Below are 25,928 nucleotides of genomic sequence, written 5' to 3'. Positions count from 1 at the left end.
CGAAGCACTGGCAGGCGATGATCAGCTTGGCATCCTGCTCCTAGAACCATACCTCGCTCTGGACACCGAAGGCCCATTCGCCTCCCGTGAAGCCTGCACTCCCGAGAGCATCATCTTCGGAGTAGTCATTGAGCTCCTCATCCCAGTCACTCCAGGACGCGAACAGGCGAATTTCCGGACGCTTCCAGAAGCCACCGACTTCAGGCTTGAAGGTCGGTGCAATGGTGAACTTGCGATACCCGCCTTCCACGGCATTGCCTGTCGAGCCGGGGTCCAGGTCCATCCATTGATAGCTCAGCTCGTACTGCATCTCGAAATTCGTCGTCAGCTCATTGGCCAGACGCGCATTGAAGGTCGCCCAGGAATATTCATCTCCGTCGTCATAGCGATCTTTGCTCACCTCTGCCAAGACGGCTGGTGCGAAGCGCCACTTGGGTGCGAGGTAGGTCGTGCCGTAAAGCCCCAGGCGAGTAGAGGTGGCGTCATCCGTCAGGTTTCCGTCACCCCCGATGACCTTGGTCTCCGCGCCGAGCCCGCGGCCATGCAGCACGGCGGCCTTGAAGCTGCCATCGGCGAGGCCAAAGAAGCTGTCTCCATGGTAGGCCAGCATGGTGTGGAAGCCGGAATCGGCCGCTTCGGCCCCCGTGTCCATGGCGCGCTCTTCATTGTCTGCCGCCGACAGGGCACTGACCATCCACTGCCAGTGGCCGACATAGTTGTTCATGGTGAACGTCAGGTTGTCGGTATTGCCGCCAGTATCGGAGTCCTCTGTCGGGTATTCACTGTAACTGCGGCCGTAGACCGAGAAGTTGGCTTTCCAGTCATCGGCAAGCTGGACGTCGTAGATACCTGCGCCGGTCCCGGCGAGAAAGATGAAATCGCTGTCGAGCCAGTGGATATCGAAGTTGTCCCGATCGAAACGCTTGCCCGCCCAGATGGAGGAATTCTCGAAGGCGCCGGTAAAGCTCGGCAGATCGCTCAACTCTACGAAGACCTGTCGTACATTCAAACTGGACTCGTCCGAGGTCCAGTCGTTACTGGTCTCTACCCCGTCGGCAATCATGGTGCGGTAAAGCGCCTTCGTCCCATTGTCGTAGCGGGTCCTGTAGTTGAACACCGACTCGACATAGGTGTCGGGCTCGTTCCCCAGCCGCCCGACCGCCCCGCCCACCGAGCCCGCCGGCGTGAGGTAGGGGCCGCCTTCGATGCTCTTGCCTCCTTCGCCAATCAATAGCCCGGAGCGGGCATAGGCATTGAAGGAGAACCCTTCTTCCCCACTGGCCTGACGCTCGACGGCCGCCAGACGCTCTTCGAAGTCCTCGGTCTGCGCGGTTACGCGCGCGGGTTGATCAGCCTCACTCGACTGGCGCTGAACGGCCATCGCGCGCTCTGCCTCGGCGGCGCGACTCTCAGCCGCTCTGGCCCGTTGTTCGGCGTCATCGATACGCTGTTCCAGCTCTGCGAGCCGCGCCTCGATATCGCCTGTCCCGTCGGCATTGGCGAGTCCACTGGTACTCATGACCGCTATGGCAACGGCCATGACAAGTGGGGTCTTGAGCGGGTGCTGAGGGGGAGTTGTCATGCTGAAGAGAGCCTTTGTTGTTGTTGACGAATCACTCGCTTGGCGATGATCAGCGAAGCGGCGCCCGAATCATTGGCGTTGGCGTTGGAGGGATCACCACATTCACTTAATCGTTTAAGACCCTAGTGGCAATCCAGCGCTCCAGACACACGACTTATGTCGAAATTCGACCAAAGGGGAGCTATCACCGCGTAAAACTTCCATTTCTGGCGACATATCGGTGACAGCAAGACCAAAGTTCAGGTTGCGGATATCGACGCCAATCGCTTGACTGTGACCACGCCTTAATCGATTAAGAAGCCACTATCAGACGACGTTGTGACTCTCCCCCACCCAGCCGTCCGATGCGGGCCAAACAACAACAAGTGACGAGGATCCACCATGCAACGCAAGACGCTAATCGCCTCAAGCTTCGCCCTGCTGGGAGCGGCCACCACCGCCCCTGCCATGGGCGCGGACCTGACCATCTCCTGCGGTGCGGTCGGGGCCGAACTGGAACTCTGTGAACAGGGCGTCGCTGCCTGGGAAAACAAGACCGGCCATGAGGTCGATATCGTCTCCACGCCCAATTCCTCGACGGAACGCCTCTCGCTCTACCAGCAGATTCTGTCGGCCCAGTCCGGTGACATCGACGTCTTGCAGATCGATGTGGTCTGGCCGGGCCTACTCGGCAATCACCTGCTTGATCTGCACCAGACGCTCGGCGAAAAGGCAGCGCAGGGCCACTTCAAGACCATCATCGACAACAATACGGTCGATGGCCGCCTGGTGGCCATGCCCTGGTTCACGGATGCCGGGGTGCTCTACTACCGCAAGGACCTGCTGGAGAAGTACGGGTTCGCACCACCCGAGACATGGCAGGAGCTGACAGAGACCGCTACGCGGATCCAGACCAAGGAACGCGAAGCCGGCAGCGAGAAGATGTGGGGTTACGTCTTCCAGGGGCGTGCCTATGAGGGCCTGACCTGCAATGCGCTGGAATGGGTCGCCAGCAACAACGGTGGCGCCATTGTCGATGCCGATGGCGAGATCACCGTCGACAACCCCAATACGGCCTCCGCTCTCGACCTGGCCGCCAGCTGGATCGGCGAGATCACCCCGCAAGGGGCGCTCAATTATTCCGAGGAAGAAGCCCGCGGCATCTTCCAGTCCGGCAACGCCGTCTTCATGCGCAACTGGCCCTACGCCTGGTCGCTGACCCAGAGCGATGACAGCAAGGTGGCTGGCAAGGTCGGGGTGGTCAAGCTGCCCCACGGCGCCGAGGGAGAAAGCGCGGCGGCGCTGGGCGGCTGGAATCTGGCGGTCTCGAAGTACAGCGAGAACCCCGAGCTCGCCTCACAGCTGGTGGCCTTTCTCACCGGTGAGTCCGAGCAGAAACGCCGGGCCATCCAGGCCGCCTACAACCCGACCCTCACGGCGCTGTATCAGGACGAAGAGGTGCTCACCACCGTGCCCTTCTTCGGCACGCTCTACGACACCTTCACCAATGCCGTGGCACGTCCGTCTGCCGTCACCGGTGACAACTACGGCCAGGTCAGTAACGCCTTCTTCAATGCGACCCACAGTGTGCTGAGCGGCGAGCAGAGCGGCGCCCAGGCCGTGGCTCAGCTGAAGGGCGAGCTGGCTCGCATAAAACGTCGTCGCTGGTAACCCGGGAGGTTTCGCATGACAACCACGCTCAATGAGTCAGTGCCGACAGACACGCCCTCGGCCAGGACCCGCAAACGCGGCACCAAGGTCAGACGCCAGCGGGTACGTGCGGCCTGGACCTATCTCGCGCCGATGCTGGTCGCGCTGGCCCTGGTGGCCGGCTGGCCACTGCTGAGAACCTTCTACCTCAGCCTGACCGATGCCTCGCTCTCGGACACGACCGGCGCCGCCTTCATCGGCTTTGAAAACTATCTAGTGAAGGACGACGGCGTCTGGTACGGCCTGCTGACTGACCCGGTGTGGTGGAACTCCGTCTGGAACACCGTCTATTTCAGCGTCATTTCGGTGTCGCTGGAAGTCGTCTTCGGCATCATCGTGGCCCTGCTGCTCAACGCCGAATTCAAGGGGCGCATGCTGGTCCGCGCCGCGGTGCTCATCCCCTGGGCCATCCCGACCATCGTCTCCGCCAAGATGTGGGCCTGGATGCTCAATGACCAGTTCGGAATCATCAACCACCTGTTGATGGGGCTGGGGCTGATCGATGCGCCACTGGCCTGGACGGCGGATGCCGATCTCTCTATGTGGGCCGTGATCATGGTCGATGTGTGGAAGACCATCCCGTTCGTGGCACTGCTGGTACTCGCCGCGCTGCAGATGCTGCCCAAGGATTGCTATGAAGCCGCCGAGGTCGATGGCATCCACCCGGTGAAGGTGTTCTTCCGTGTCACCCTGCCATTGATCACCCCGGCCCTGCTGGTCGCCGTGATCTTCCGTCTTCTCGATGCACTGCGCGTCTTCGACGTCATCTATGTGCTGACCTCCAACTCGTCCAGCACCATGACCATGTCGATCTACGCCCGCCAGCAACTGGTGGAGTTCCAGGACGTGGGCTACGGCAGTGCCGCCTCCACGATGCTGTTCCTGATCATCGCGCTGGCCGTCGTGGTCTACCTCTACCTTGGCCGCCGCCAACTGGGAGTGGATAAATGAATCAGCCTCCGATGAATCGCTACCAGATGACCCGACTCGCCAAGCTGGTCGGCAAATGGGCCTTGATCGCCATCATCATCGTCTATGCCGTGTTCCCCTTCTATTACGCGGTCATCACCTCACTGAAACCGTCCAGTGAGCTGTTCGAGGTCAACTACTGGCTGACCTCACTGGACTTCAGCAATTACGCCCAAATCTTTGCGCAGAAGAGTTTCCTGCAGGCGATCGGCAACTCGATCCTGATCGCCTTGAGCGTCGTGTTGATCGCCTTGCTGCTGGGCATCACCGCCTCCTATGCGCTGGGACGCGTGCGCTTTCGCGGCCGCTCCACCGTGATGCTGATCATCCTCGGGGTCTCGATGTTCCCTCAGGTCGCGGTGCTGTCAGGGCTGTTCGAGGTGATTCGCAGCCTGAATCTCTACAACAACCCCGGTGGCCTGATCCTCAGTTACACCATCTTCACCCTGCCCTTCACTGTCTGGGTGCTGACGACCTTCATGCGTCAGCTGCCCATGGAACTGGAAGAGGCCGCGATCATGGACGGCGCCACGCCGTGGGAGACCATCACCAAGGTCTTCCTGCCCCTGATGTGGCCGGCCATGGCCACCACCGGGTTGCTCGCCTTCATCGCGGCCTGGAACGAGTTCCTGTTCGCCTTGACCTTCACGCTGACCGACAGCGAGCGCACCGTGCCGGTCGCCATCGCCCTGATCTCCGGCGGCAGCCAGCATGAGCTCCCCTGGGGCCCCATCATGGCCGCCTCCGTCACCGTCACCATACCGCTGGTCATCCTGGTGATGATCTTCCAACGCCGCATCGTATCCGGCCTGACCGCCGGCGCCGTCAAAGGATAATCTACATGTCATTGCTCGAAGCCCAAATGCAGACCTCCTCCAACTGGTGGCGTGGTGGCGTCATCTACCAGATCTACCCGCGCAGCTTCCTGGACAGCAACGGCGACGGGATCGGGGATCTGCCGGGCATCACCGCCAGACTCGATTACGTGGCCTCGCTGGGCGTGGATGGCATCTGGCTGTCACCCTTCTTCACCTCTCCGATGCTCGACTTCGGGTATGACATCAGCGATTACCGTGATGTCGACCCGATGTTCGGCACCCTGGAGGACTTCAAGGTACTGCTGGAGCGCGCTCACTCGCTCAATCTCAAGGTCATGATCGACCAGGTCATCAGCCACACCTCCGACCAGCATCCCTGGTTCCAGCAAAGCCGTCAGGACCGTACGAATGACAAGGCCGACTGGTTCGTGTGGGCAGACCCCAAGCCCGACGGCACGCCGCCCAACAACTGGCTGTCGATCTTCGGCGGCTCGGCCTGGACCTTCGATTCGCGCCGCCAGCAGTATTACCTGCATAACTTCCTGACCAGCCAGCCCGACGTGAACTTCCATCACCCGGAGGCCCGTCAGGCTCAGCTCGACAACATGCGCTTCTGGCTGGAGCTGGGCGTCGATGGCTTCCGTCTGGATACCGTCAACTTCTACTTCCATGATCAGGCCCTGCGCGACAATCCGCCGGTACCGGCGGGCGAGGCCAAGACACTGGGCGCGCCGGATTCCAACCCCTATACCTGGCAGCGACACGTCTATGACCTGAGCCGTCCGGAAAACCTCGACTTCCTGAAAGACCTGCGCGCCCTGATGGATGAATACCCGGGCACCACCACAGTGGGCGAAATCGGTGATGACAAGCCGCTGGAGCGCATGGCGGAGTACACCGCCGGGGGCGACAAGCTGCACATGGCCTACGGGTTTGATTTGCTCAATGCCCCGCACTCCGCAGGGTATCTGCGAGAAGTCATCGAGCGCTTCCTGCGCCTGGCCGGTGATGCCTGGCCATGCTGGGCTTTGTCGAACCACGACGTCGTGCGCAGCGCTACACGCTGGGGTGCCGACGAAGACCCGGTGGCCTATCCCAAGGTCGCCTTGGCCATGGTGTTGTCACTGCGCGGCAGCGTCTGCCTCTACCAGGGTGAGGAGCTGGGCCTGCCGGAAGCCGAGGTGCCCTTCGAGCGCATCCAGGACCCCTACGGCAAGGTGCTGTGGCCGGAATTCAAGGGCCGCGACGGTTGCCGGACTCCCATGCCCTGGCGTCAGACGGCCCGGGGGGATTTCTCGAGTGTCGAGCCCTGGCTGCCGGTCGATGAACGCCACCTGCCGCTGGCCGTGGCCAATCAGGAAGACGACGCCAACTCGGTATTGCATGCCACACGCACCCTGCTGAATTTCCGCCGCCAACACCCGGTCCTGCGCGAGGGGAACATTGAACTGGTGGACGTGGGTGACGAGCTGCTGGGCTTTCAGCGCGAACACGATGGCCAGCGCATGCTGTGTCTCTTCAACCTGACCGGCACCGAACGGACCACCGCACTCCCGCAAGCCTACGCAGGCGGCGCGCGCCTTCTCGAGGGCACGGGCTTCACTGCCGAACTGGACGAGGCTCAGCCCCAAGCAGCGCGCCTGGTACTGCCGGCCTATCAGGCTGCCTTCCTGGCACTCGACTAACCTTCTTTCGAAAGCCGGTGCCGAGCACCGGCTGGGAGTCGCAAGATGACAAGCGTAACCCTCTCCAAGATCAACAAGACCTTCGGCAGCACGCACATCATCAAGGACCTGGACCTGAAGATCGGCAGCGGAGAATTCGTGGTCTTCGTCGGGCCGTCAGGCTGTGGCAAGTCGACCTTGCTACGCCTGATCGCCGGGCTGGAATCGATCACCGAAGGTGAGATGCATATCGCCGGCGATCTGGTCAATGACCTCCCCCCGCGTGAGCGCGGCGTGGGCATGGTCTTCCAGTCCTATGCGCTCTACCCGCACATGACGGTGTACGAGAACATGGCCTTCGGCCTCAAGCTTGCCAAGACCGACAAGGAAAGCGTCGAACAACGCGTGATGGAAACAGCGCGCATTCTCCAGCTCGAGGAGTTGCTGAATCGCAAGCCCAAGGCGCTCTCCGGTGGCCAGCGCCAGCGCGTCGCCATGGGGCGCGCCATGGCGCGTGAGCCCAAGATTCTGTTGTTCGACGAGCCGCTCTCCAATCTGGATGCCTCGCTGCGCGTCCAGATGCGCAACGAGATTGCCCGCCTGCACCACCGCCTTGGCTCCACCATGGTCTACGTCACCCACGACCAGGTCGAAGCCATGACGCTGGCCGACAAGATCGTGGTGCTGCGTGATGGGCGTATCGAGCAGGTCGGCAGCCCCCAGACGCTCTATCAGGCGCCGGCGACCCGCTTCGTGGCCGGCTTCATCGGCTCCCCGACCATGAACTTCCTGCCGGCAGAGCTGCTGCGAAGCGAGAGCAATGGCTGTCGCATCTCGACGCCCGGGATCGGGGAACTGGATCTGCCTCGTGATGCCGGCGACGAACGCACCGGCAGCCGCCTGACGCTGGGGATTCGTCCCGAACACCTCTGCCTGGAAGAGGCCCGTGGCGACAACGCCTTCGAGATCGTCAACGTCGAGTACCTGGGCAACGAAGTCTATGTCTATCTGGATCCGAAAGACGGCGACAGCCTGCTGATCCACCGCAGTGAAGCCCCAAGTCAGTGGAAGATCGGCCAACGCGTCGCGCTGGTGCCGGACCTGGAGCACGTGCATCTCTTCGACAGCCAGGATCGCGCGCTGAGCCTGACCCAGCAACGCCAGGCAGCCTGACGCTCAGGACCTGTTCTGCAGGGCTTTTCCTCGAGGACCTGGCAGCCAGGACTGACTATCCAGCGCCTGCTCATAGCGCCTCAGGCCAACCGCTTCATTCTCCGCAAGGACCGCACGGGCGGGCGCCATGGCTCCCGCCCAGGAGACTCGCATGTCCACGATTCGAGATACCCAGGTGCCGGCCCACGATTGGTGGCGCGGCGCCGTCATCTATCAGATCTACCCGCGCAGCTTTCAGGACAGCAATGGCGATGGCATCGGTGATCTGCCGGGCATCCTCGAGCGCCTGGATTACATCGCCTCGCTGAATGTCGATGCGATCTGGCTATCTCCCTTCTTTACCTCGCCCATGAAGGACTTCGGCTATGACATCAGCGACTATCGCGATGTCGACCCGATGTTCGGCACCCTGGAGGACTTCGACCGTCTGGTCGAGGCAGCGCATGCGCGCGGCCTGAAAGTCATCATCGATCAGGTGCTATCACACACCTCCGACGAGCACCCGTGGTTCGAGGAAAGCCGCCAGAGCCGCGATAACCCGCGCGCGGACTGGTATGTCTGGGCAGACCCCAGACCCGATGGCGCACCGCCCACCAACTGGCAATCGATCTTCGGGGGCTCCGCGTGGCAATGGGACACTCGCCGCTGCCAATACTACCTGCACAACTTCCTGATCGAGCAGCCGGACCTCAACTTCCATCATCCCGAGGTCGTGACGGCCATTCTTGAAGAGGTGCGATTCTGGCTGGAGCGGGGGGTGGATGGTTTCCGCCTGGACGCCATCAACTTCTGCACACATGGTGAGCTAAAGGATAACCCGCCGCGGCGTGAGATCGCCGAGGGCTTCATTGGCGTGCGCCCGGACAACCCCTACGGCTATCAACAACATCTTCACGACAAGACCCAACCCGAGAACCTCGCCGTTCTCGAGCGGTTGCGGAGTCTGCTCGATGAGTCCCCCGGCACCACCAGCGTGGGCGAGGTCGGCGACGATGACTCCTTGCGCGTGATGGCCGAGTACACCCGGGGCGACCAGCGGCTGCACATGGCCTATTCCTTCGATCTACTGACCGAGAACGCCTCACCCGACCACCTCCAGACGACCCTACAGACGATGGAAGCGCAGATCGGGGACGGCTGGCCATGCTGGGCACTGGGGAACCACGATGTCACACGCCTGGCAACGCGCTGGGACGCCGAAGCCTCGCCGGCGCGCCTGCGCCTCTATCTCGCCTTCCTGCTGACCCAGCGCGGCAGCGTCTGCCTGTATCAGGGCGAAGAACTGGGGCTGAGTGAAGCCCAGCTACGCCATGACCAGCTAGTGGACCCCGCCGGCATCACCTTCTGGCCACGCTACAAGGGACGCGACGGCTGCCGGACGCCCATGCCGTGGCAGGCCGGTGAGTCACATGCGGGCTTCTCTCGCGTGTCTCCCTGGTTGCCGGTTCCCGACTTCCATCATGCCTTGGCCGTCGACCATCAGGAACACGACCCGGCATCACTGTTGAATGCCAGCCGGGAGCTGCTCGCCTTCCGCCGCCGTCACCCCGCTCTCAGCCGAGGGGAGATCCAATTCCACTCGCTGCATGAGGAAGTCATCTGCTTCACGCGTCTCTCAGACGGCGAGTCGTTGCTGGTCGCGCTCAACTTCTCTGCACAGGCCCTGACTCTGGAGACCGCCTGGCGAGCGGAAGCCCTCGAGGATGCCCCCGGCATGATCAATGGTCACTGGCAGGCAGGTCGCCTGACGCTGCCGCCCCACGGCGTTGCCATCGCGCGCTGTGTTGGCGAGGCGCACTGAATCTCCCGCTTGCCGATCACGCAACTCACAAGGAGGTCATGATGACCCTGTCTCAACTCGATCCTCACGCTCGCCTCGACTGGTGGCGTGGTGCCACGATCTATCAGATCTACCCCCGCAGTTTCATGGATGCCAACGGCGACGGCATCGGCGACCTGGCCGGCATCATCGAGCGCCTACCCCATGTGGCCAGTCTCGGCGTGGATGCCATCTGGCTGTCCCCCTTCTTCACCTCGCCGATGAAGGATTTCGGCTATGACGTCGCGGACTATCGGGATGTCGACCCGATGTTCGGCCACCTGGAGGATTTCAAGCACCTGGTCTCGCAAGCCCACCAGCTGGGGTTGCGCGTGATCATCGACCAGGTGCTGTCTCACAGCTCCGATCAACACGTCTGGTTCCAGCAAAGCCGTCAGGACCGCCACAATGCCAAGGCCGACTGGTATGTCTGGGCCGACCCGCTTCCGGATGGCAACCCGCCCAACAACTGGATGGCGGCCTTCAGTGGTCGCGCCTGGACCTTCGATGCCAAGCGCCGCCAGTACTATCTGCACAACTTCCTGGCCAGTCAGCCGGATCTGAATTTCCATCATCCCGAGGTGCGCCAGGCGCAGCTGGACAACCTGCGCTTCTGGCTGGATCTGGGGGTGGACGGCTTCCGCTTCGACGTCGTCAATTACTACTTCCATGACCGCGCCTTGACCGACAACCCGGCGATGGCGCGCGAAGGCGTCAACCCAGGCAACCCGCAGAGCTATCAGCGGATGCAGCACAATATCGAACAACCGGAGAATCTGGCGTATCTGGAGCGCATCCGCGACCTGCTCGATGAGTACCCGGGCACCACCAGTGTCGGCGAGATCGCCGGCAATGACCCTCTCCCGACCATGGCTGCCTACACCGCCGGCCAACGCCGCCTGCACATGGCCTACACCTTTGACCTGCTCAACAGTGATGGCGATGCCCGTGCGCTGTACGACGTGCTGACGCGCTTTGCCGAGCAAGGCGAAGACACCTGGCCTTGCTGGGCCCTGTCCAATCATGACGTGGAACGCAGTGCGACCAGCTGGGGAGAATCGCGCGCCCTGCTCGCCCTGACGGTGTTGTGTTCGCTGCGTGGCAGCCTGTGCCTCTATCAGGGAGAAGAACTGGGGCTTCCCGAAGCGGAGCTGGCCTTCGAGGACCTGCAGGACCCCTTCGGCATCAACCTGTGGCCCGAGATCAAGGGCCGCGATGGCTGTCGCACGCCGATGGTCTGGGATGACAGCCTGAACGGTGGGTTCAGCCGCTGCGCGTCGAAGTCCGGCGTTGAGGCCACGCCTTGGTTACCGGTCTCCCCACGCCAGTTGCCATTGTCGGTGGCGCAGCAGGAAAACCGTAATGACAGCTTCCTGTCGCGAGCACGTCGCCTGCTGCGCTATCGCGGCACCAGCCAGGTGCTGCGCGAGGGTGATCAGACCCTGATTGCCCCCGAGCGGCTCCCGGACGACGTCTTCGCCAGCCTGCGTCAACATGGAGCGCAACGCCTGCTGTGTCTGTCACACCTCGGGACAGGCGATACGCCGAGCGTGATCGACCCGAGTCAACTGGCGCCAAACATCACCACCTGGACCACCCTCGAGATCGCCGGTGTCACGGCGACACACGCCTCTCACCACCCCCTGTCGCTGATGCCAGGTAGCGCCATGTGGCTCGCCCTCAACTGACGTCTGGCAGATTCGATGCTTCATGGGATGCTCGGTGGATGACGGTCATCCCGGACGCCGCAACAACAATCACAATGATGGAGTCGCACGCCATGCCTTCTGTTATCAGCACCCCACGCCAACGGATGCTCACGACCCTCAAGGGTAGCGCCGGTGCCCTGTTGTTGAGCGGGGCCTCATTGACGGCCCCCCTCGCACTGGCCACCGAGGTCACGATTGCCTGTGGCCCCGGTGGAGATTCCGACATGTGTCCGGAGCTCGCCCAGCAATGGGCCGAGCAGTCCGGCAATCGTGTCAATGTGATCTCCACTCCCAACGACACCACCGAGAAGCTCTCGCTGTATCAGCAGCTGCTGAGCAGCGGTTCCAGTGATATCGACGTGCTGATCGTCGACATGGCGTGGCCAGGGCTGCTCGACGATCACCTGGTCGACCTTTCCCGTTATCTGCCCGACGACGCCACCGAGGGCTTCTTCCCCGCGCTGGTCGACAACGGCACCGTAGCGGGACGTCTGGTGGCCATGCCCTGGTACACCGACGCAGGCGTGCTCTATTACCGCAAGGACCTGCTGGAAAAATACGACCAGCAGGTGCCGGAGACCTGGCAGCAACTCACCGAGACGGCGCGCACGATCCAGGCGGCGGAACGCGACGCCGGCAATGCCGATTTCTGGGGATACAGCTTCCAGGGGCGCGCCTACGAGGGGCTGACCTGCAACGCACTGGAGTGGGTCGCAAGCCAGGACGGCGGCACCCTGGTGGATGATGCCGGTAAGGTCACCATCGACAATTCGCGCGCCGCCGAGGCACTCGACCTCGCCGCCTCCTGGATCGGCAGCATCGCCCCGGAAGGCGCGCTGAATCATACCGAGGAGGAGTCACGTGGGCTGTTCCAGTCGGGTAATGCGCTGTTCCTGCGTAACTGGCCCTATGTCTGGAAGCTCAGCCAGGCCGAGGGCAGTCCGGTGGCAGGCAAGGTCGGCATGGCGCCCCTCCCGCATGGCCCGCAGGGCGAGTCACGCGCGACCCTGGGCGGTTGGAATCTTGCGGTATCACGCTACTCGGAGCACCCCCAGGCCGCTGCGGAACTGGTCGCCTACATCACCGCTGCTCCGCAGCAGAAGGCCCACACCATGAAGATGGGGCGCAACCCCACCATCGAACACCTTTATCAGGATGACGAGGTGCTGGCGAGCAACCCCTCGATGGGCGAGCTCTATGAGGCGCTCAGAACCGGCGTCGCGCGCCCGGCCTCGGTGACAGGCGATGCCTACGCACGCGTCTCCAATGCCTTCTTCAACCGCACCCATCAGGTGCTGTCGGGCGAGGAAACCGGTGCTCAGGCGGTGGAAGCGCTCGGGAGAGAACTCACCCGCATCGGACGCCGCGGCTGGTAACGCCCACGACCTCACCCCGCCAGGCCTTGCGCCTGCAGGCTGATGACGTCCGGAAGGTCTCGCGCAAAGACGCGAGGCCTTTCCGGCGCTCTAGCATGCCCGTGCCCCCTGCCGCCTCGACAACAAGGATCGTGCAATGACATCTACCCAACTCCATCGCCATGTCGCACACGACTGGTGGCGCGGCGCAACGCTCTATCAGATCTATCCGCGCAGCTTCATGGACGCCAATGGCGATGGTGTCGGCGATATTGCCGGCATCATCCAACGTCTGGACTACCTCGCGACCCTGGGGGTGGACGCCATCTGGGTCTCCCCCATCTTCACCTCGCCCATGCAGGACTTCGGCTATGACGTCTCGGACTACCGTGACATCGATCCCCTGTTCGGCACTCTGGAGGACTTCTCGCGGCTCGTCGCCCGCGCACATGAGCTCGGGCTGGGCGTCATCATTGATCAGGTGCTGTCACACAGTTCCGATCAGCATGCGTGGTTCCGGGAAAGTCGCCAATCCCGGGACAATGCCAAGGCTGACTGGTATGTCTGGGCAGACCCACGCCCAGACGGCGGTGCGCCCAACAACTGGTTAGCCGCCTTCGGTGGCCCGGCCTGGACCTTCGATTCACGACGCTGCCAGTATTATCTGCACAACTTCCTCGCCAGCCAGCCGGACCTCAACTTCCATCATCCCGAGGTGCGTCAGGCACAGCTCGACAATCTGCGCTTCTGGCTGGAGCTGGGCGTCGACGGGTTCCGCTTCGACACCGCCAACTTCTACTTTCATGACCAAGCGCTGACGGACAATCCGCCGTCCTCGTACGACTACCGTAGCCGCGGGCATCCCCGCAGCTATCAGCTACTGAAACACAATGCGGATCAGCCAGAGAATCTCGACTATCTGGAAGAGATTCGTGCCCTGCTGGAGGAATACCCCGGCGCCACCAGCGTCGCCGAGGTCGGGGGCAGCGACCCGCTTCCCGCCATGGCAGCCTACACCGCGGGCCAGCACCGCCTGCATATGGCCTACACCTTCGACCTGCTCAACAGCACGGGCGATGCCGTGGACTTGCACGCCGTTCTGGCACGCTTTGCCGAGCATGGCGAAGACGCCTGGCCGTGCTGGGCATTGTCCAATCATGATGTTCCGCGCAGTGCCAGTCGCTGGGGGAGCGCACGCGCCTTGCTGGCACTGACGGTACTCTGCTCATTGCGGGGCAGCCTCTGCCTCTACCAGGGAGAAGAGCTTGGATTCGAGGAAGCCGAGCTGAGCTACGCCGAGTTGCAGGACCCCTTCGGAATCGCGCTCTGGCCCGAGGTCAAGGGGCGCGATGGATGCCGCACACCCATGGTGTGGGAGCCTCATCGCCATGGTGGCTTCTGCGCCGACTCCCTGTCGCCCTGGCTTCCCGTCCATGCACCTCATCAGTCACAGGCGGTCTCGCTGCAACAAGCGGCGCCCGAGAGCCTACTGAATCGCGTTCGCAAGCTGCTGGAACTGCGTCGCGAGAATGCGACGCTAAAGATGGGGCAACAGACGCTCATCTCCCCGTCCGTGCTGCCGAAGGGTGTCTTTGGTGTGATACGTCACACTCCTCACCAGCAGATGGTGTGCCTGGCCAATCTGGAACACGAGGCAGGTCACGCCCCGGAACACGACAACGCCCCCGTTATGCTCGATCTGCCTACCCTGATGGGCTCGCGAATGCCTCATGGCCAGCATCATGACCCGATAGGGGTCGTCTCGTTGCCCGGCATGGCCACGCCCTCGCTTGAAGCAGGCCAATTGAGCCTGGCGCCGGGGATGGCAGCCTGGCTGGTCGTGCCAGCCGATACCTCTCAAGTGCAGGACCGCTAGCAGGCATTGCCCGGCTGGACGCCTGGTGCCAGTTGGCCGCTCGGCCGGCCAACTCCGTCACTTTCTGGGCATTTCTGGTACGCGGCGATATGCTATCTCTGCGCTTAATCGTTCAAGCTTTTCATGTTCAGGAACCCGACGCCTGTGTCATCGCCTCGCCGCATCACTCTCAAGGAGCTAGCCGCAGAACTCGGCGTCTCCACCGCCAGCGTCTCCAACGCCTTCAACCGCCCCGACCAGCTCTCTCCAGCATTGCGCGAGCGGGTGCTCGAGGAGGCCAAACGCCTTGGCTACCGTGGCCCGGACGCCAAGGCGCGCAGTCTGCGCACGGGGCGTTCACGGATCATCGCCGTGGTACTCGCGGAAACGCTGACCTACAGCCTCAAGGACGCCGTCGCCAGCGAACTGCTGTCGGGCATCGCGGAAGTGCTGGATGCTCACGGCCATACCCTACTGCTGCTTTCAGGCCGCCAGAATGCCTCCCAGGCACCCGGATCTTCCAGCATTGCCGATGGCTTCATCGTCTACGGGCTGATGGCCAGCATGGCGCTGGTGGAAGAACTCCAAAGCGCGGGTCACAAGCCTATCGTGGCAGTCGACTTCGATCTGGGCGATCACCCCGCCATCCATGTGGATGATGAGCCCGCCTGCTACGCCATCGCGCAACATGCCTTGCAGACACCCGCCAGTCGTATCGGTATCGTCAACCTGCGCCTGACCGACACGCCCTGCAATGGCCCCATCACCGATGCCCATACGCTGCTTCCGGCCGGCCGTACCATTACTCGCTCGCGTCTAGCGGGGTTTCATCGCGCCCTGGCAGAGCGAGAGGTGTCTTTGCAAGACGTCGCGATGTGGAACATCGAGGAAAACACCTATGAGGTCTGCGCGCCGGTGCTGGCAGAGATACTCGACCTGCCGGCCAGCGAACGGCCAGACCTCCTGCTGTGCATGTCAGACCGTATTGCTCTGACCGCCGTGACCCTGGCCGAACAACGTGGCATCCGAATTCCCGAGGATCTGCGTATCACCGGCTTCGATGGCATCGAGGAAGGACAATATCGGTCACCGCGCCTGACCACCGTCCATCAGGACAGTACCGAAAAAGGCCGCCTTGCCGCGCGAATGATTCTGGGGCTGGAGCCCGCGTCATCACACCGGCTCTCGACACAGCTGATCCAGGGCGAGACCTGTCCGTAAACATTATTGAGTAGTTGCGGGGAGCCGAGCTTGAATTTTCTACGTAAATTGTAGTGGCGCAGTGAATCTGTAGTGGTCAAGTATTTTTGGCCACCGCGCTTTGAGCTTTCCAGTAGTTCTTTTCTGCCAGGTTCGGCGGTAACCCATCGTTATGCTTGTGCGGCCTGAGGCTACTAAAGTCACCGACCATATAATCACTGACAGATCGCTTCGCCACAGCAATATCGGGATAGCCGATCTCTGGTAATCATTCCGTTTTCAGGATTTTGAAGAAGCGCTCTGTTGGGGCATTGTCCCAGCAATTTCCGCGGCCACTGAGACTCAGCGTCATTCCATTCGGTAGCGCAAAAACATCAGATCTTGCCCAGCAACAGCGAACTTCCTTAATAGGATATCCACTGCCACTGGGCAAGATCAGGTGGCCAGATTCACTATCCCACTACACCACAGCTCTCCTCTCGCCTCGTGGTGCGCTCTCCACCCCGCCAATGCTCCTTACAAAGGGAGCTGTATCGTAATTGAAGAAAGATTTCATCACGCCATCGCCTCAGCGTGGTGAGAGCCGTTTACCTTCCCCTGGAACCACAGCGCCCCCAGCGCCAGCATCGCCAAGCCACTGCCGGCCAGCGGTGTCACCCCCAGCGCCTGCTGTGCGACCAGTGCACTCCCCACGGCGGAGCCGGCCGAGATGCCGATGTTGAACGACGAGATGTTGAGCGCCGAGGCGAAGGCCACCGCCCGCGGCCGATGCTGCTCGGCCGTGGCCAGCATGCCGGACTGAAAGACCGGCGACAGCCCGAAGGCCAAAGCGCCCCACACCGCCAGCCAAACCGGCATCAACCACCTAGCCTCGCCCCAGGCGTGGATGATCGCCAGGATCGCCGCCAGTCCAACCAGTAGCCAGGCGGCCGTGCGCCGCCAGCCGATGGCGCCGACCAGCCGCCCGCCCATCAGGTTGCCGACGAGCGTGGCGCCACCGAAGACCACCAGCAGGCCACTGGCGGCCGCCGTGGAGAAGCCCGTCTGATCGGTCAGCCAGGCGCTGATGTAGGTGAACAGCGGGAAGGTCGCCCCGAAACCCAACGCCGTTAGCGTCATGGTCAACACGATGACCGGATGCCCAAGGACCGACAGCTGCTCCCCCCAGCTCCCCGTCGGCTGAGCCGCCAGCGAGGTCGGGACCCAACGCCACAGCGCGATGAGCGCGATGGCCGCCAGGGCCAGAATCGCCACGAAAGGCATTCGCCACCCCATGCCGTTCCCCAGCAGGCTGCCGATTGGCACGCCCACGACCATGGCCAGCGTCAGCCCCGAGAACATCAGCGCAATGGCACTGCCGGATCGCCCCTCCGGCGCCAGCCGACTGGCCACGGTGGCCCCCAAGGCGAACAGGGCACCATGCGCCACGGCGGTGGTGACACGACCGAGCATCAGGCTGGTGAAGTCCTGGGCGACGACCGACAACAGGTTGCCAATCACGAAGAGCGTCATCAGCCCCGTCAGCACCCGACGCGGCGCAAAGCGGGACAGCGTCAGCATGAGCAGCGGCGTACCGATCGCCAGGGCCAGGGCGTAGCCACTCACCAGCGCACCGGCACGATCCTGAGTGACGCCCAGATCGGAGGCGATCGCGGGCAGCACCCCGACCACGATGAACTCCGCCATGCCGATGGCAAAGGCGGCGACCGCCAATGCCAGGACGGCAGGATGCTGGCCGCGCATCATGCCGCCTCCCGGGCCATCAGGCGCGGCCCCAGCTGGGCAAGGGTCTCATCCAGTTCGACGGTCGCGCCGGCCACACCGACCGCCCCGACCACGCTCTGTTGTGCATCGCGCAGTACCACGCCGCCCCCGAAGCTGATCAGGCCTCCGTTGGTGTTCTCCAGGGTATAGATCGCCTCCCCCGGGGCGGCGATCTGGCCCAGCTGGGCACTGTCAGTCTGGAACAGCGACGCCGTGCGCGCCTTCTTGATCGCGACGTCGATACTGCCGGGGACCGCGCCATCCATACGTTCGAAGGCGACCTGAAGGCCGCTGGCATCCACGATGGCCAGCGAGACGGCGAATCCCTCATCGGCGGCGGCTTGGCGGATACCGGCGATGATGTGGTGGGCATCGTCAAGATGCATGTCATTCTCCTCAAGAATCTGGTCAAGATCAGCGCCGTCGGCGACGACGCGATGAGGAGCATGCCGATGCCGCGCAGGCAGGCATAGGGGGAGCGGCGGATGCCGACCAACATTCGACAATGTCGAACGGCGGGACGGACAGGAGAATCAGCGCGCCAGTAGCTGCTTCGCCAATCGACTCAGCCGCGACTGCGACCAGCGCGAGGCCGGCCCTGCCATGCCCAGTGCCGCCACGCAGTCGCCCCGCTGCCGCAAGGGGATCGCCAGACAGCAAAGACCCGCCTCGACGTCCTCGAGATCCAGCGCGAAGCCGCGGGCGCTGACCTCCCGAAGCTGGGCCTCCTGCACATCGCTCAGGGGGCCATTGCGCCTGACCTGGCGCAGCAGGCCATCATCGTTGGCCAGGAAGACATGGCCTATCGCCGAATGACGCAGCGATTCCCGGCGCCCTCGAGGACTCTGGACACGACGCGGCTGCCGACCCTCCACGGCCTCAAGATACAGGTACTCCTGGCTACCGCAGGGAGTGGCCAGATAGACGGTCTCATCACTCAGCGCCGCAGCCTCGTCCAGCAGCGCGCGGTAGTGTTGACGGAGCTGCTCGCGCTCCTGTGCCAGAGGCTCGGCCAGCTCATCAAGTCGCAACCCGAGCCAGTAACCCTCGGACAGGCGACGCACGTAGCCCAGCGCCACCAGGGTATCCAGCAGCCCATGAACGGTAGTCTTGCTCAGGCCCGCCTCGGCACTGAGGCTCGCCAATGTCAGTGGCTTATCTGCGTGACGTAGCGCCTCCAGCAGCAGGAAGCTGCGTGATACCGACTGAATCATCCTGGTCACGAGCATGCCTCATCGTTTCGTTGGCGCCACTTCATAGGGTCTCCCAGAGGCCGCGGTATTCACCTCGTGATTCTGTACATGGTGCTTTCATGCCGTCACTCCTCCACGACATCGTCCGGTAAGGACTCGCTCCATTCGCGCAGCTCATCGAGCACCTTGATGGCCGTCTCCCCCAGCGGCGTGATCGCATATTCCACGATCACCGGGGACGTCTCGCGCACGTGGCGGGAGATCAATCCCTTCGCCTCGAGGAAGCGCAGTCGCTCGGTGATCATCTTCTTGCTGGCACCGCCCACCATCCGGGCCAGGTCGTTGAACCTTACCGGCCCGTCCTTGATGTGCCACAGCAAGGACCCCGTCCACTTGCCTCCGAGCACGCGCATGCCCTTCTCGATGGCGCAGGGTTCCATGCAGGGCGCCGCGACCCGGCGCCGGCCTTTCGGATCTTCCGTCACAAACGCCTCCAATCGCACATCTCCTGTCGTGTCTGCCTAGAGCCAAGGGGCTCTGGACTTGCAACCGCTCGTCGATTCCCGAGTTCCCCCGGGAGATGCCACCTCAGGGCAAGCATGGTCAGTCCCGCGAAGAATAAGGTTACTAAAAGTATACTAGTTGTTTTTGGTTACCCATCGCGTCATCTTAACGCCTGCAGAGCTTGTTGATCCACTACTCGTTGCCCGTCGTGGCGGAGGATTTCATGCGTAAGGTATTGATCATCAACGGACACCAGCCCTATCCGTTTGCCAAGGGCGCGCTCAACGACAGCCTCGTCGAACGCGCGCGCTCCTGGCTTGACGACCAGGGACACGAGGTGCGCGTCAGTCGCATCGCAGAAGGTTATGACGTCGAGGAAGCGATCGCCGATCACCAGTGGGCCGATGTCGTAATCATGCAGTTCCCGATCAACTGGATGATGGTGCCCTGGTCTTTCAAGAAGTATATGGATGAGGTCTATACCGCCGGCATGGATGGCCGCTTCTGCAACGGCGACGGCCGCACCGCCGAGAAGCCAAAGGAGAACTACGGCCTGGGCGGCACCCTCACCGGTACTGAGTACATGCTCAGCATCACGCTCAACGCACCGGCAGAAGCCTTTGATGATCCCGACGAACGCTTCTTTGCTGGCAAGTCACTGAATGATCTGGTCGCGCCCGTGCATCTGAACGCACGCTTCTTCGACATGAGCCCACTCCCCACTTTTGGGGCCTTCGACGTGATGAAGAACCCGGATATTGCCAGTGACCTAGAGCGCTTCGAGGCTCATCTTGAGGATGTTTTTGGTTGAGCTATCCGCCACTTTAAGGAAATCACCTGATGACAACATCTCAATGGCCTGGCGCTGGGCGCCCGGTGCCGCTGGCCGACCAAGCCTCTCCAGAGTTCTATCGCGAGCTCGTCAATACCGGTGAGACAAGGCTGGTACACATGACCATGGCCCCCGGGGCCGCCGATGCGCCTCATCGCCATCCGGAGGAGATCGTCTACTTCCTCTCCGCCGGGCGCCTGCGCATCGCACTGGAAAGCGGCGATGTCGTGGAGCGTGACGTGGTGGCAGGCGACGTCATGCACAACGAGGCCTGGGCGCACCAAGTGACCAACGTCGGCGCGACTTCCGTCGAGGCCATCATTTTCGAGCGCCTGGATCGCGACGATCTGGCGTAATCCCACTTATTTCGAGGAGAGAGACGATGAAGACCATTCTGATGACAGGGGCCGGCAGCGGCCTGGCGGAAGGGGCAGCACTGGCACTGGCGCAACAAGGACACCGAGTGATTGCCACGGTAGAAATCTGGCCTCAGGTATCGGCCTTGAAGGAAAAGGCGCAGCAGCAGGATGTTGACCTGGAAGTCGAGAAACTCGACATCACCGATGCCCAGAATCGCGAAAGCATCTTTTCGCGCTACGGCGCCGAGGTGGATGTTGTGGTGGCTAATGCGGCGATCGGCGAGACCGGCCCCATCGCCGAGATTCCCGTGGCGCGAGTGCGCAAGGTCTTCGAGACGAACGTCTTCTCGACGCTGGAGTTCGTGCAGCCTTACGCCAAGGCCTTCGCCGACCGCGGCCAGGGCAAGATCGTGCTGGTATCGTCCATCGCCGGCTTCACCACCTTCCCCTACCTCGCGCCCTATGTCGCGTCCAAGCATGCCTTGGAAGGCATTTCTCAGCTCCTGCATGAAGAGCTGGCACCGTTGGGCGTGAAGGTCGCCACCATCAACCCGGGCCCCTTCCGCACCGGCTTCAACGACCGCATGTACGACACCCTCGACCAGTGGTACGACCCAGAAACACACTTCACCCCCGAGGCGCCGATCCGCGAGACCCAGCAGCTGTTCGCCGGGGACGATCTGCAGCTCGACCCCTCCTCCATGATCGATGAGATGGTGCGCCTCATCCCGCTGGACGAGCATGCCTTCCGCAACGTGCATCCCGCACGATTCGAGGAAGACGTGAAGCGCTACCAGGAGAGCCTCTGGGACCGTCAGATGTGACCGTCCACAGGCAACCGGCCATGCGCGCCGGGCCCGATGCAAGAGGATACCGGGCCCGACGCGCACCGCCCTTCATCGCGTCACCCCCATGAGGATGTTCCCCATGTCACAGCCTGATATTCACCTGTACACCGCCGCCACCATGAACGGCTACAAGCCGGTCATCTTTCTCGAGGAAGCGGAGGTGCCCTACGAGCTGACCTTCATCGACTTCGGCAAGAAGGAGCAGAAGGCGCCCGACTATCTCAAGCTCAATCCCAACGGGCGCATTCCCACCATCGTCGACCGGGGCAACGACGACTTCGCCGTGTTCGAGAGCGGCGCCATCCTCTGGTACCTGGCCGAGAAGTACGACCGCTTCCTGCCCAGAGAGGCCAAGGCCCGCAGCGAAACGCTGCAGTGGCTGATGTTCCAGATGGGCGGCATCGGCCCGATGATGGGGCAGGCCATGTACTTCCAGCGCATCGCCGCCCCCAACGGCCAGCAGGAACCCTTCTCCATCACGCGTTACGTGGAAGAATCCCGTCGCCTGCTGGAGGTCCTGAACACCCGCCTGGAAGGCCGCGAGTGGCTGGCGGGGGATCAGTACACCATCGCCGACATGGCGACCTACCCCTGGGCCCGCGCCTACGTCTGGGCCAAGGTGTCGATCGAGGGTCTCGACCACCTGAAGGCCTGGTTCGAGCGGCTCGATGCGCGCCCCCAGACCCAGAAGGCCTTGACCATCCCGAAGGCACAGCCCGCCTTCTGGGGTGACGCGGACGACAGCGATTTTCTACGTGAGAACGCCGCTCGTTTTGCCAGCGACGTTGCAAAATGAGTGACACTGGGAGGCATAAATATCTGACCATCAAAGCGATCATGGCCGCCAAGTGACCTTAGAGGACGTGACAGGTATCATCCCCAGCCCGTTCATCGCAGCCGAGGGAGGTTTCCATGCCGATCCTGCACAGCATCATTCACCGTATCGACAAGGGCAATAGCGAGACGCCGGCCCAGCTGGTGCCTGCCGCCACCGCCCTGCCGGCATCCGATGCACTGGAGGATCTGGTATCCGGGCTCAATGATGCCTACCACGGCAAGGCCAAGAACTGGGGCCGTTTCAATGAAGACGCGCCTGCTGCCTTCCCCACGGAACTGGCGGCCTTCCTCGCAGGTGATAGCGATTTCGCGAGCCTGACCCAGACACTTGCCGGTCGACTCATACCGTTGATCGATGACAATCTCCCAACAGGCGGCCATCTGCTGGTGGTGGATCACCAGCAGGGCGAGACGCGCCACCTGTTCATGGCGTTGCTGCACCATCGTGATGGCTTCGCGATCGACGAGTCCCTCGCGGTGACGCCTGCCCGTCAGCTCAACCTGACCCAGATGTCATTGGCCGCGCGACTGGACATCAGTCAGTGGCAAGGCAGTTCGACCTCTCACCCCTATCTGTCCTGGGCGCGCGATCGTGGACGTACCAAGCTCGCCGAGGCCTTCGCCGAAACGCTGGGTGCACAGGAGCAGCGGGATGCCGGTCAGGAAACCCGCACCCTGCTGAAGGCCTTCAGCGACTATGTCGAGAAGGAAGACATGGCCGAGGAAGCCAGCCGGCAGAAGACCGACACCCTGGTCGATTACGCCACCGACCAGGCCAAGCTCGGCGAGCCAATCACGCTGGATCAGCTGTCTGAGCTGATCGATGAAGAGCACCCGCAGGCCTTCTACGACCACATTCGCAACAGTGACTACGGGCTGTCACCGGAAATCCCGCCGGACAAGAAGACGCTCAACCAGTTCAAGCGCTTCACCGGGCGCGCCGCGGGCGTCTCGATCAGCTTTGACTCGCACCTGCTGGGCGACTCGGTGGAATACGATGAAGCGAGTGACCGTCTGATCATCAAACAGGTTCCGACAGGGCTGCGCGATCAGCTCAAGCAACGCTGAAGCCTCTGATCAGACAACCTCGCCTGATGTATATTTATCAGACACACGAGGGCCAGGCAGATGCCTGGCCCTCGTGTGTCTGACAAGAAACTGAAGTGGTCCAATTGGAGCGGACACCCCGATAAGCCTCATAATAGAAGCGATGGAGGTGTTCATGACCAAGAAGACTCGACGTCGGTATTCCGATGAATTCAAAGCAGACGTCGGTATTCCGATGAATTCAAAGCAGACGTCGGTATTCCGATGAATTCAAGGCCGATGCGGTGAGCCTGGTGAGCGATCAGGGATATCCCGTATCCGAGGCAGCTCGGCGCCTGGGAGTGGACCGTAGCTTGTTGGACCGTTGGTGCCGCAAGCAACGTCAACAGACTTCAGGCGCCTCGAGCCAACACGCGGATGATCGCGACGACGAGATCAAGATGCTCCGCGAAGAGGTTCGTAAGCTTCAGATTGAAAAGGATATTTTAAAAAAGGCGGCGACCTTCTTCGCCAAAGAATCGAGCTGAGATTTCAGTTCATCGAACCGGAGAAGGCCGCCTATCCAGTGGCCTTGCTGTGTCGGGTCATGCAGGTCAGCCGGAGTGGTTTCTATGACTGGCGACGGCGTGGCCCAGATGATCATCGCCAGGCCCTTCACCGTGAGGTCAGAGAGATCCACCGCCGGAAGTGAGGCAGCTACGGCAGCCGCCGCATCGCCAAAGAGCAGTAACGTCGTGGCTACGAGGTTGGCCGTTACCAGGCCCGGAGTCTGATGCGGGAAGCCGGCGTAGAAGTAAAGCAGCGGCGCCGCTGGCGTCATACGACCGACAGTGAGCACAGTCTTCCGGTGGCGCCCAACCTGCTCAACCGTCAGTTTTTTGTGTCGGCGCCGAACCGGGCCTGGCACCCTCGCTACAACGACGACCCGCTGCATCAGTGGGTCGTGAGCCAGCTCATGAATGTGACTGGCTGATGTCCCGCCAAGCCAGGCGTGAGCCACGCAAAAAAGCGCCCGGCAATATTGCCGAGCGCCTTGTGGCTTCATAGAGAGAAATCAGTCAGCGTTGATCGGTCGATTTCGTTCCACCATGCTGACGGAAATTGCCAGGAAGAGAATGTCCTTCACCAGGAAGAAGTTGGCGATCAGTACGCCATCCGTGACCTTCCAGACATCAGGAGTCGTGAACAGGAAACTCAAAGTGGAGAGGAAGATGACGCTGCCGGCAATCCCTGCATAGTAGCCCACTTGGCGATACTTCAGACCGACGATCATGGCGATCGCCACCAGGATTTCTGACAGCCCGACCAGATTGGACACCATCTGAACTGACATCACGTCATACAGCCAACTCATGGCAAAGTGATTGGCCACCAACGGCTCGATCAATCCCGCCTCTGTGGGCGTGAACTTGTAGATCCCCAGCCACAGGAGCAGGAGCACCACCCCAAATACACCGATGTAATAACCATAACGCCCTTGAGTCACTGCCTGGGAACCCTGCTGCATGCTGATATCTCCGATTGCATCACTTCGTTGGGGAAGTCGATTGAGTATTCCGACAAGGCTGTCAGGTCAGCGTGTTGCATGTGCTGTTTTCATGACATCTTGCGTTCGATGCAGGGAGATACGGGCATGTCTTGCAGTCGGATGCAGCAATATTGGATTTTCGCCTTTTCTTTCTATCAGAGGCCATCGGGCACCTTCTAGGCACACCCGTGTGCTTGACCACAGAGCCATTCACGACGCCGGGATGGAAGGTATTCGGCAGCTGAGCCCGGCTTCTTCCAGCAACCATTCCCGGAATGCCTGTACCTTGGCGACATGAGTGACCTCGGGTCGGTGAATCACGTAATAGGCTAGAGAGGAGGCACACATCACCTCATCAAACAGTCTGACCAGACGCCCCGAGACAATGTCATCGTGCACCATGACTCCACGTGCCAGCGCAATGCCCTGACCATCGATCGCGGCCTGCAGCACTGCGGCAGAGTTGTTGATCTGCAGACCGCGCGATGAATCGGCATCCGTAAGACCCGCCTTCCTGAACCAGCCACCCCACGAAGGAAAGCCGTCATAGCCTTCCATGGACAAGTCGTGAATCAGTGTTTCCTCCAGCAGGGCTGCGGGTGTCTTCAAGCGCTCGGGGTCACGCAGCAGCTGGGGCGAGCAGACCGGATAGACCTCTTCGTGCATCAGCTCCTGAGCCACCACGCCCCTCCACTTGCCTGGCCCGTAGCGTACCCCGATATCCACCCGCTCCCGTGAGAAATCGACCGGCTTGTGGTTGGTATCCAGATGCACATCGATGTCCGGCCACGCCGCCTGAAACCGATGCAGGCGTGGCAACAGCCATTTGGCGGCAAAGGCGGGGCTGACCGTCACCGTCAGCACGCTACGCCGAGTGCCATCCTTGAGGCGCTCCACCCCGAGTGACAATTTCTCGAATCCGGCACGGATATCCGGCAGTGCCTGCTCTGCAAGCTCCGTCGGGACAAGGCGTGTCTTGCCGCTGTTGGCACGATGAAAGAGCGAGTCACCCAGCCACTCCTCCAATCCCCGCACAAGTTGGCCGACAGCGGCAGGGGTCACGTGCAGTTCCTCTGCCGCAGCGGCAAAGCTCTTGTGGCGGGCGCTCGCTTCGAAGGCACGCAAGGCATTCAGATGATTGGGCGATGTCATGGCGATAAAGTTTTTCTTTCCCTACTGCCTA

The 25,928-nt window shown here is 62.0% G+C and carries 22 protein-coding genes and 1 pseudogene; 16 read left to right on the top strand and 7 right to left on the bottom strand.

Translation table 11 applies throughout. The annotated features are described in order from the left end of the window. Nucleotides 1-40 precede the first annotated feature (40 nt). Nucleotides 41-1,582 carry a carbohydrate porin gene (locus QQF40_RS03255; protein ID WP_285460367.1) on the bottom strand — a complete coding sequence of 514 codons (1,542 nt, stop codon included), beginning with the start codon at nucleotides 1,580-1,582 and terminating at the stop codon, nucleotides 41-43. Nucleotides 1,583-1,963: 381 nt separating this feature from the next. Here QQF40_RS03255 and QQF40_RS03250 point away from each other — a divergent pair, with 381 nt between their 5' ends. The 10 genes from QQF40_RS03250 (at nucleotide 1,964) to QQF40_RS03205 (ending at nucleotide 15,854) form a co-directional block, all read left to right on the top strand. Beyond that, a complete protein-coding gene (locus QQF40_RS03250) occupies nucleotides 1,964-3,232 on the top strand; it encodes an ABC transporter substrate-binding protein (RefSeq protein WP_285460366.1) in 1,269 nt (422 codons plus the stop codon). A gap of 15 nt (nucleotides 3,233-3,247) precedes the next feature. Further along, the gene (locus QQF40_RS03245) at nucleotides 3,248-4,222 is read left to right on the top strand and encodes a carbohydrate ABC transporter permease (RefSeq protein ID WP_253061927.1); all 975 of its coding nucleotides are present in this window, start codon (nucleotides 3,248-3,250) and stop codon (nucleotides 4,220-4,222) included. Next, entirely contained in the window at nucleotides 4,219-5,076 is an 858-nt protein-coding gene (locus QQF40_RS03240; RefSeq protein WP_373456552.1) for a carbohydrate ABC transporter permease, read from the top strand. Before QQF40_RS03245 ends, QQF40_RS03240 begins: the two co-directional genes overlap by 4 nt. Before the next feature lie 26 nt (nucleotides 5,077-5,102). Further along, nucleotides 5,103-6,743, top strand: coding sequence for an alpha-glucosidase (locus QQF40_RS03235; protein WP_285460427.1), 1,641 nt, complete (start codon nucleotides 5,103-5,105; stop codon nucleotides 6,741-6,743). A 45-nt stretch (nucleotides 6,744-6,788) separates the two neighbouring features. Next, entirely contained in the window at nucleotides 6,789-7,895 is a 1,107-nt protein-coding gene (locus tag QQF40_RS03230; protein ID WP_285460364.1) for an ABC transporter ATP-binding protein, read from the top strand. A 151-nt stretch (nucleotides 7,896-8,046) separates the two neighbouring features. After that, a complete protein-coding gene (locus tag QQF40_RS03225) occupies nucleotides 8,047-9,696 on the top strand; it encodes an alpha-amylase family glycosyl hydrolase (RefSeq protein WP_285460362.1) in 1,650 nt (549 codons plus the stop codon). Nucleotides 9,697-9,734: 38 nt separating this feature from the next. After that, nucleotides 9,735-11,402, top strand: coding sequence for an alpha-amylase family glycosyl hydrolase (locus tag QQF40_RS03220; RefSeq protein WP_502871411.1), 1,668 nt, complete (start codon nucleotides 9,735-9,737; stop codon nucleotides 11,400-11,402). Nucleotides 11,403-11,527: 125 nt separating this feature from the next. Then, on the top strand, nucleotides 11,528-12,799 hold the full coding sequence (locus tag QQF40_RS03215; protein WP_502871412.1) for an ABC transporter substrate-binding protein: 1,272 nt from the start codon (nucleotides 11,528-11,530) through the stop codon (nucleotides 12,797-12,799). Nucleotides 12,800-12,935: 136 nt separating this feature from the next. Continuing rightward, nucleotides 12,936-14,654 carry an alpha-amylase family glycosyl hydrolase gene (locus QQF40_RS03210; RefSeq protein ID WP_285460359.1) on the top strand — a complete coding sequence of 573 codons (1,719 nt, stop codon included), beginning with the start codon at nucleotides 12,936-12,938 and terminating at the stop codon, nucleotides 14,652-14,654. Nucleotides 14,655-14,798: 144 nt separating this feature from the next. After that, nucleotides 14,799-15,854, top strand: coding sequence for a LacI family DNA-binding transcriptional regulator (locus QQF40_RS03205; RefSeq protein ID WP_285460358.1), 1,056 nt, complete (start codon nucleotides 14,799-14,801; stop codon nucleotides 15,852-15,854). A 534-nt stretch (nucleotides 15,855-16,388) separates the two neighbouring features. On the opposite strand, the gene QQF40_RS03200 is transcribed toward QQF40_RS03205, so the two are convergent. The 4 genes from QQF40_RS03200 to QQF40_RS03185 all read right to left on the bottom strand — a co-directional run bounded on the left by QQF40_RS03200 (nucleotide 16,389) and on the right by QQF40_RS03185 (nucleotide 19,230). Further along, entirely contained in the window at nucleotides 16,389-17,579 is a 1,191-nt protein-coding gene (locus tag QQF40_RS03200) for an MFS transporter (protein ID WP_285460355.1), read from the bottom strand. Further along, a complete protein-coding gene (locus QQF40_RS03195; protein WP_176676797.1) occupies nucleotides 17,576-17,983 on the bottom strand; it encodes a GlcG/HbpS family heme-binding protein in 408 nt (135 codons plus the stop codon). Before QQF40_RS03195 ends, QQF40_RS03200 begins: the two co-directional genes overlap by 4 nt. Before the next feature lie 147 nt (nucleotides 17,984-18,130). Then, the gene (locus QQF40_RS03190) at nucleotides 18,131-18,811 is read right to left on the bottom strand and encodes an IclR family transcriptional regulator (protein ID WP_285460426.1); all 681 of its coding nucleotides are present in this window, start codon (nucleotides 18,809-18,811) and stop codon (nucleotides 18,131-18,133) included. A gap of 104 nt (nucleotides 18,812-18,915) precedes the next feature. Further along, complete coding sequence (locus QQF40_RS03185; RefSeq protein ID WP_285460354.1) at nucleotides 18,916-19,230, bottom strand: winged helix-turn-helix transcriptional regulator; 315 nt, start codon at nucleotides 19,228-19,230, stop codon at nucleotides 18,916-18,918. A 287-nt stretch (nucleotides 19,231-19,517) separates the two neighbouring features. Between QQF40_RS03185 and QQF40_RS03180 the strand changes: the two genes are divergently transcribed. The 6 genes and pseudogenes from QQF40_RS03180 to QQF40_RS03155 form a co-directional block, all read left to right on the top strand. Beyond that, complete coding sequence (locus QQF40_RS03180) at nucleotides 19,518-20,105, top strand: NAD(P)H-dependent oxidoreductase (RefSeq protein WP_285460353.1); 588 nt, start codon at nucleotides 19,518-19,520, stop codon at nucleotides 20,103-20,105. Nucleotides 20,106-20,134: 29 nt separating this feature from the next. Next, the gene (locus QQF40_RS03175) at nucleotides 20,135-20,482 is read left to right on the top strand and encodes a cupin domain-containing protein (protein WP_285460352.1); all 348 of its coding nucleotides are present in this window, start codon (nucleotides 20,135-20,137) and stop codon (nucleotides 20,480-20,482) included. Nucleotides 20,483-20,508: 26 nt separating this feature from the next. Then, a complete protein-coding gene (locus QQF40_RS03170; protein WP_285460351.1) occupies nucleotides 20,509-21,309 on the top strand; it encodes an SDR family oxidoreductase in 801 nt (266 codons plus the stop codon). Nucleotides 21,310-21,412: 103 nt separating this feature from the next. Further along, nucleotides 21,413-22,129 carry a glutathione S-transferase family protein gene (locus QQF40_RS03165; protein ID WP_285460350.1) on the top strand — a complete coding sequence of 239 codons (717 nt, stop codon included), beginning with the start codon at nucleotides 21,413-21,415 and terminating at the stop codon, nucleotides 22,127-22,129. 116 nt (nucleotides 22,130-22,245) lie between these two features. Continuing rightward, nucleotides 22,246-23,238: a nucleoid-associated protein gene (locus tag QQF40_RS03160; RefSeq protein WP_285460348.1), complete on the top strand. Its 993-nt coding sequence runs from the start codon at nucleotides 22,246-22,248 to the stop codon at nucleotides 23,236-23,238. Nucleotides 23,239-23,456: 218 nt separating this feature from the next. Beyond that, nucleotides 23,457-24,121: pseudogene (locus QQF40_RS03155) on the top strand (IS3 family transposase); the annotation flags it as partial. A gap of 150 nt (nucleotides 24,122-24,271) precedes the next feature. Here the strand turns inward: QQF40_RS03155 and QQF40_RS03150 are convergent. Then, the gene (locus QQF40_RS03150; RefSeq protein ID WP_285460347.1) at nucleotides 24,272-24,724 is read right to left on the bottom strand and encodes a DUF417 family protein; all 453 of its coding nucleotides are present in this window, start codon (nucleotides 24,722-24,724) and stop codon (nucleotides 24,272-24,274) included. 231 nt (nucleotides 24,725-24,955) lie between these two features. Beyond that, nucleotides 24,956-25,897 carry a transcriptional regulator GcvA gene (gcvA, locus tag QQF40_RS03145; protein ID WP_285460346.1) on the bottom strand — a complete coding sequence of 314 codons (942 nt, stop codon included), beginning with the start codon at nucleotides 25,895-25,897 and terminating at the stop codon, nucleotides 24,956-24,958. Between the last annotated feature and the right edge of the window lie 31 nt (nucleotides 25,898-25,928).

This window comes from Cobetia sp. LC6 (assembly GCF_030264805.1).
Classification (GTDB): Bacteria; Pseudomonadota; Gammaproteobacteria; order Pseudomonadales; family Halomonadaceae; genus Cobetia.
The sequence above is the reverse complement of the archived record's forward strand: the minus strand, read 5'-3'. Positions and strand labels throughout refer to the sequence as shown.

Coding starts and splice junctions, on each gene's coding strand:
- QQF40_RS03255 (WP_285460367.1), bottom strand. CDS start 1,582: ATGACAACTCCCCCTCAGCACCCGCTCAAGACCCCACTTGTCATGGCC.
- QQF40_RS03250 (WP_285460366.1), top strand. CDS start 1,964: ATGCAACGCAAGACGCTAATCGCCTCAAGCTTCGCCCTGCTGGGAGCG.
- QQF40_RS03245 (WP_253061927.1), top strand. CDS start 3,248: ATGACAACCACGCTCAATGAGTCAGTGCCGACAGACACGCCCTCGGCC.
- QQF40_RS03240 (WP_373456552.1), top strand. CDS start 4,219: ATGAATCAGCCTCCGATGAATCGCTACCAGATGACCCGACTCGCCAAG.
- QQF40_RS03235 (WP_285460427.1), top strand. CDS start 5,103: ATGCAGACCTCCTCCAACTGGTGGCGTGGTGGCGTCATCTACCAGATC.
- QQF40_RS03230 (WP_285460364.1), top strand. CDS start 6,789: ATGACAAGCGTAACCCTCTCCAAGATCAACAAGACCTTCGGCAGCACG.
- QQF40_RS03225 (WP_285460362.1), top strand. CDS start 8,047: ATGTCCACGATTCGAGATACCCAGGTGCCGGCCCACGATTGGTGGCGC.
- QQF40_RS03220 (WP_502871411.1), top strand. CDS start 9,735: ATGATGACCCTGTCTCAACTCGATCCTCACGCTCGCCTCGACTGGTGG.
- QQF40_RS03215 (WP_502871412.1), top strand. CDS start 11,528: ATGCTCACGACCCTCAAGGGTAGCGCCGGTGCCCTGTTGTTGAGCGGG.
- QQF40_RS03210 (WP_285460359.1), top strand. CDS start 12,936: ATGACATCTACCCAACTCCATCGCCATGTCGCACACGACTGGTGGCGC.
- QQF40_RS03200 (WP_285460355.1), bottom strand. CDS start 17,579: ATGATGCGCGGCCAGCATCCTGCCGTCCTGGCATTGGCGGTCGCCGCC.
- QQF40_RS03195 (WP_176676797.1), bottom strand. CDS start 17,983: ATGCATCTTGACGATGCCCACCACATCATCGCCGGTATCCGCCAAGCC.
- QQF40_RS03190 (WP_285460426.1), bottom strand. CDS start 18,811: ATGATTCAGTCGGTATCACGCAGCTTCCTGCTGCTGGAGGCGCTACGT.
- QQF40_RS03185 (WP_285460354.1), bottom strand. CDS start 19,230: ATGGAACCCTGCGCCATCGAGAAGGGCATGCGCGTGCTCGGAGGCAAG.
- QQF40_RS03180 (WP_285460353.1), top strand. CDS start 19,518: ATGCGTAAGGTATTGATCATCAACGGACACCAGCCCTATCCGTTTGCC.
- QQF40_RS03175 (WP_285460352.1), top strand. CDS start 20,135: ATGACAACATCTCAATGGCCTGGCGCTGGGCGCCCGGTGCCGCTGGCC.
- QQF40_RS03170 (WP_285460351.1), top strand. CDS start 20,509: ATGAAGACCATTCTGATGACAGGGGCCGGCAGCGGCCTGGCGGAAGGG.
- QQF40_RS03165 (WP_285460350.1), top strand. CDS start 21,413: ATGTCACAGCCTGATATTCACCTGTACACCGCCGCCACCATGAACGGC.
- QQF40_RS03160 (WP_285460348.1), top strand. CDS start 22,246: ATGCCGATCCTGCACAGCATCATTCACCGTATCGACAAGGGCAATAGC.
- QQF40_RS03150 (WP_285460347.1), bottom strand. CDS start 24,724: ATGCAGCAGGGTTCCCAGGCAGTGACTCAAGGGCGTTATGGTTATTAC.
- gcvA (WP_285460346.1), bottom strand. CDS start 25,897: ATGACATCGCCCAATCATCTGAATGCCTTGCGTGCCTTCGAAGCGAGC.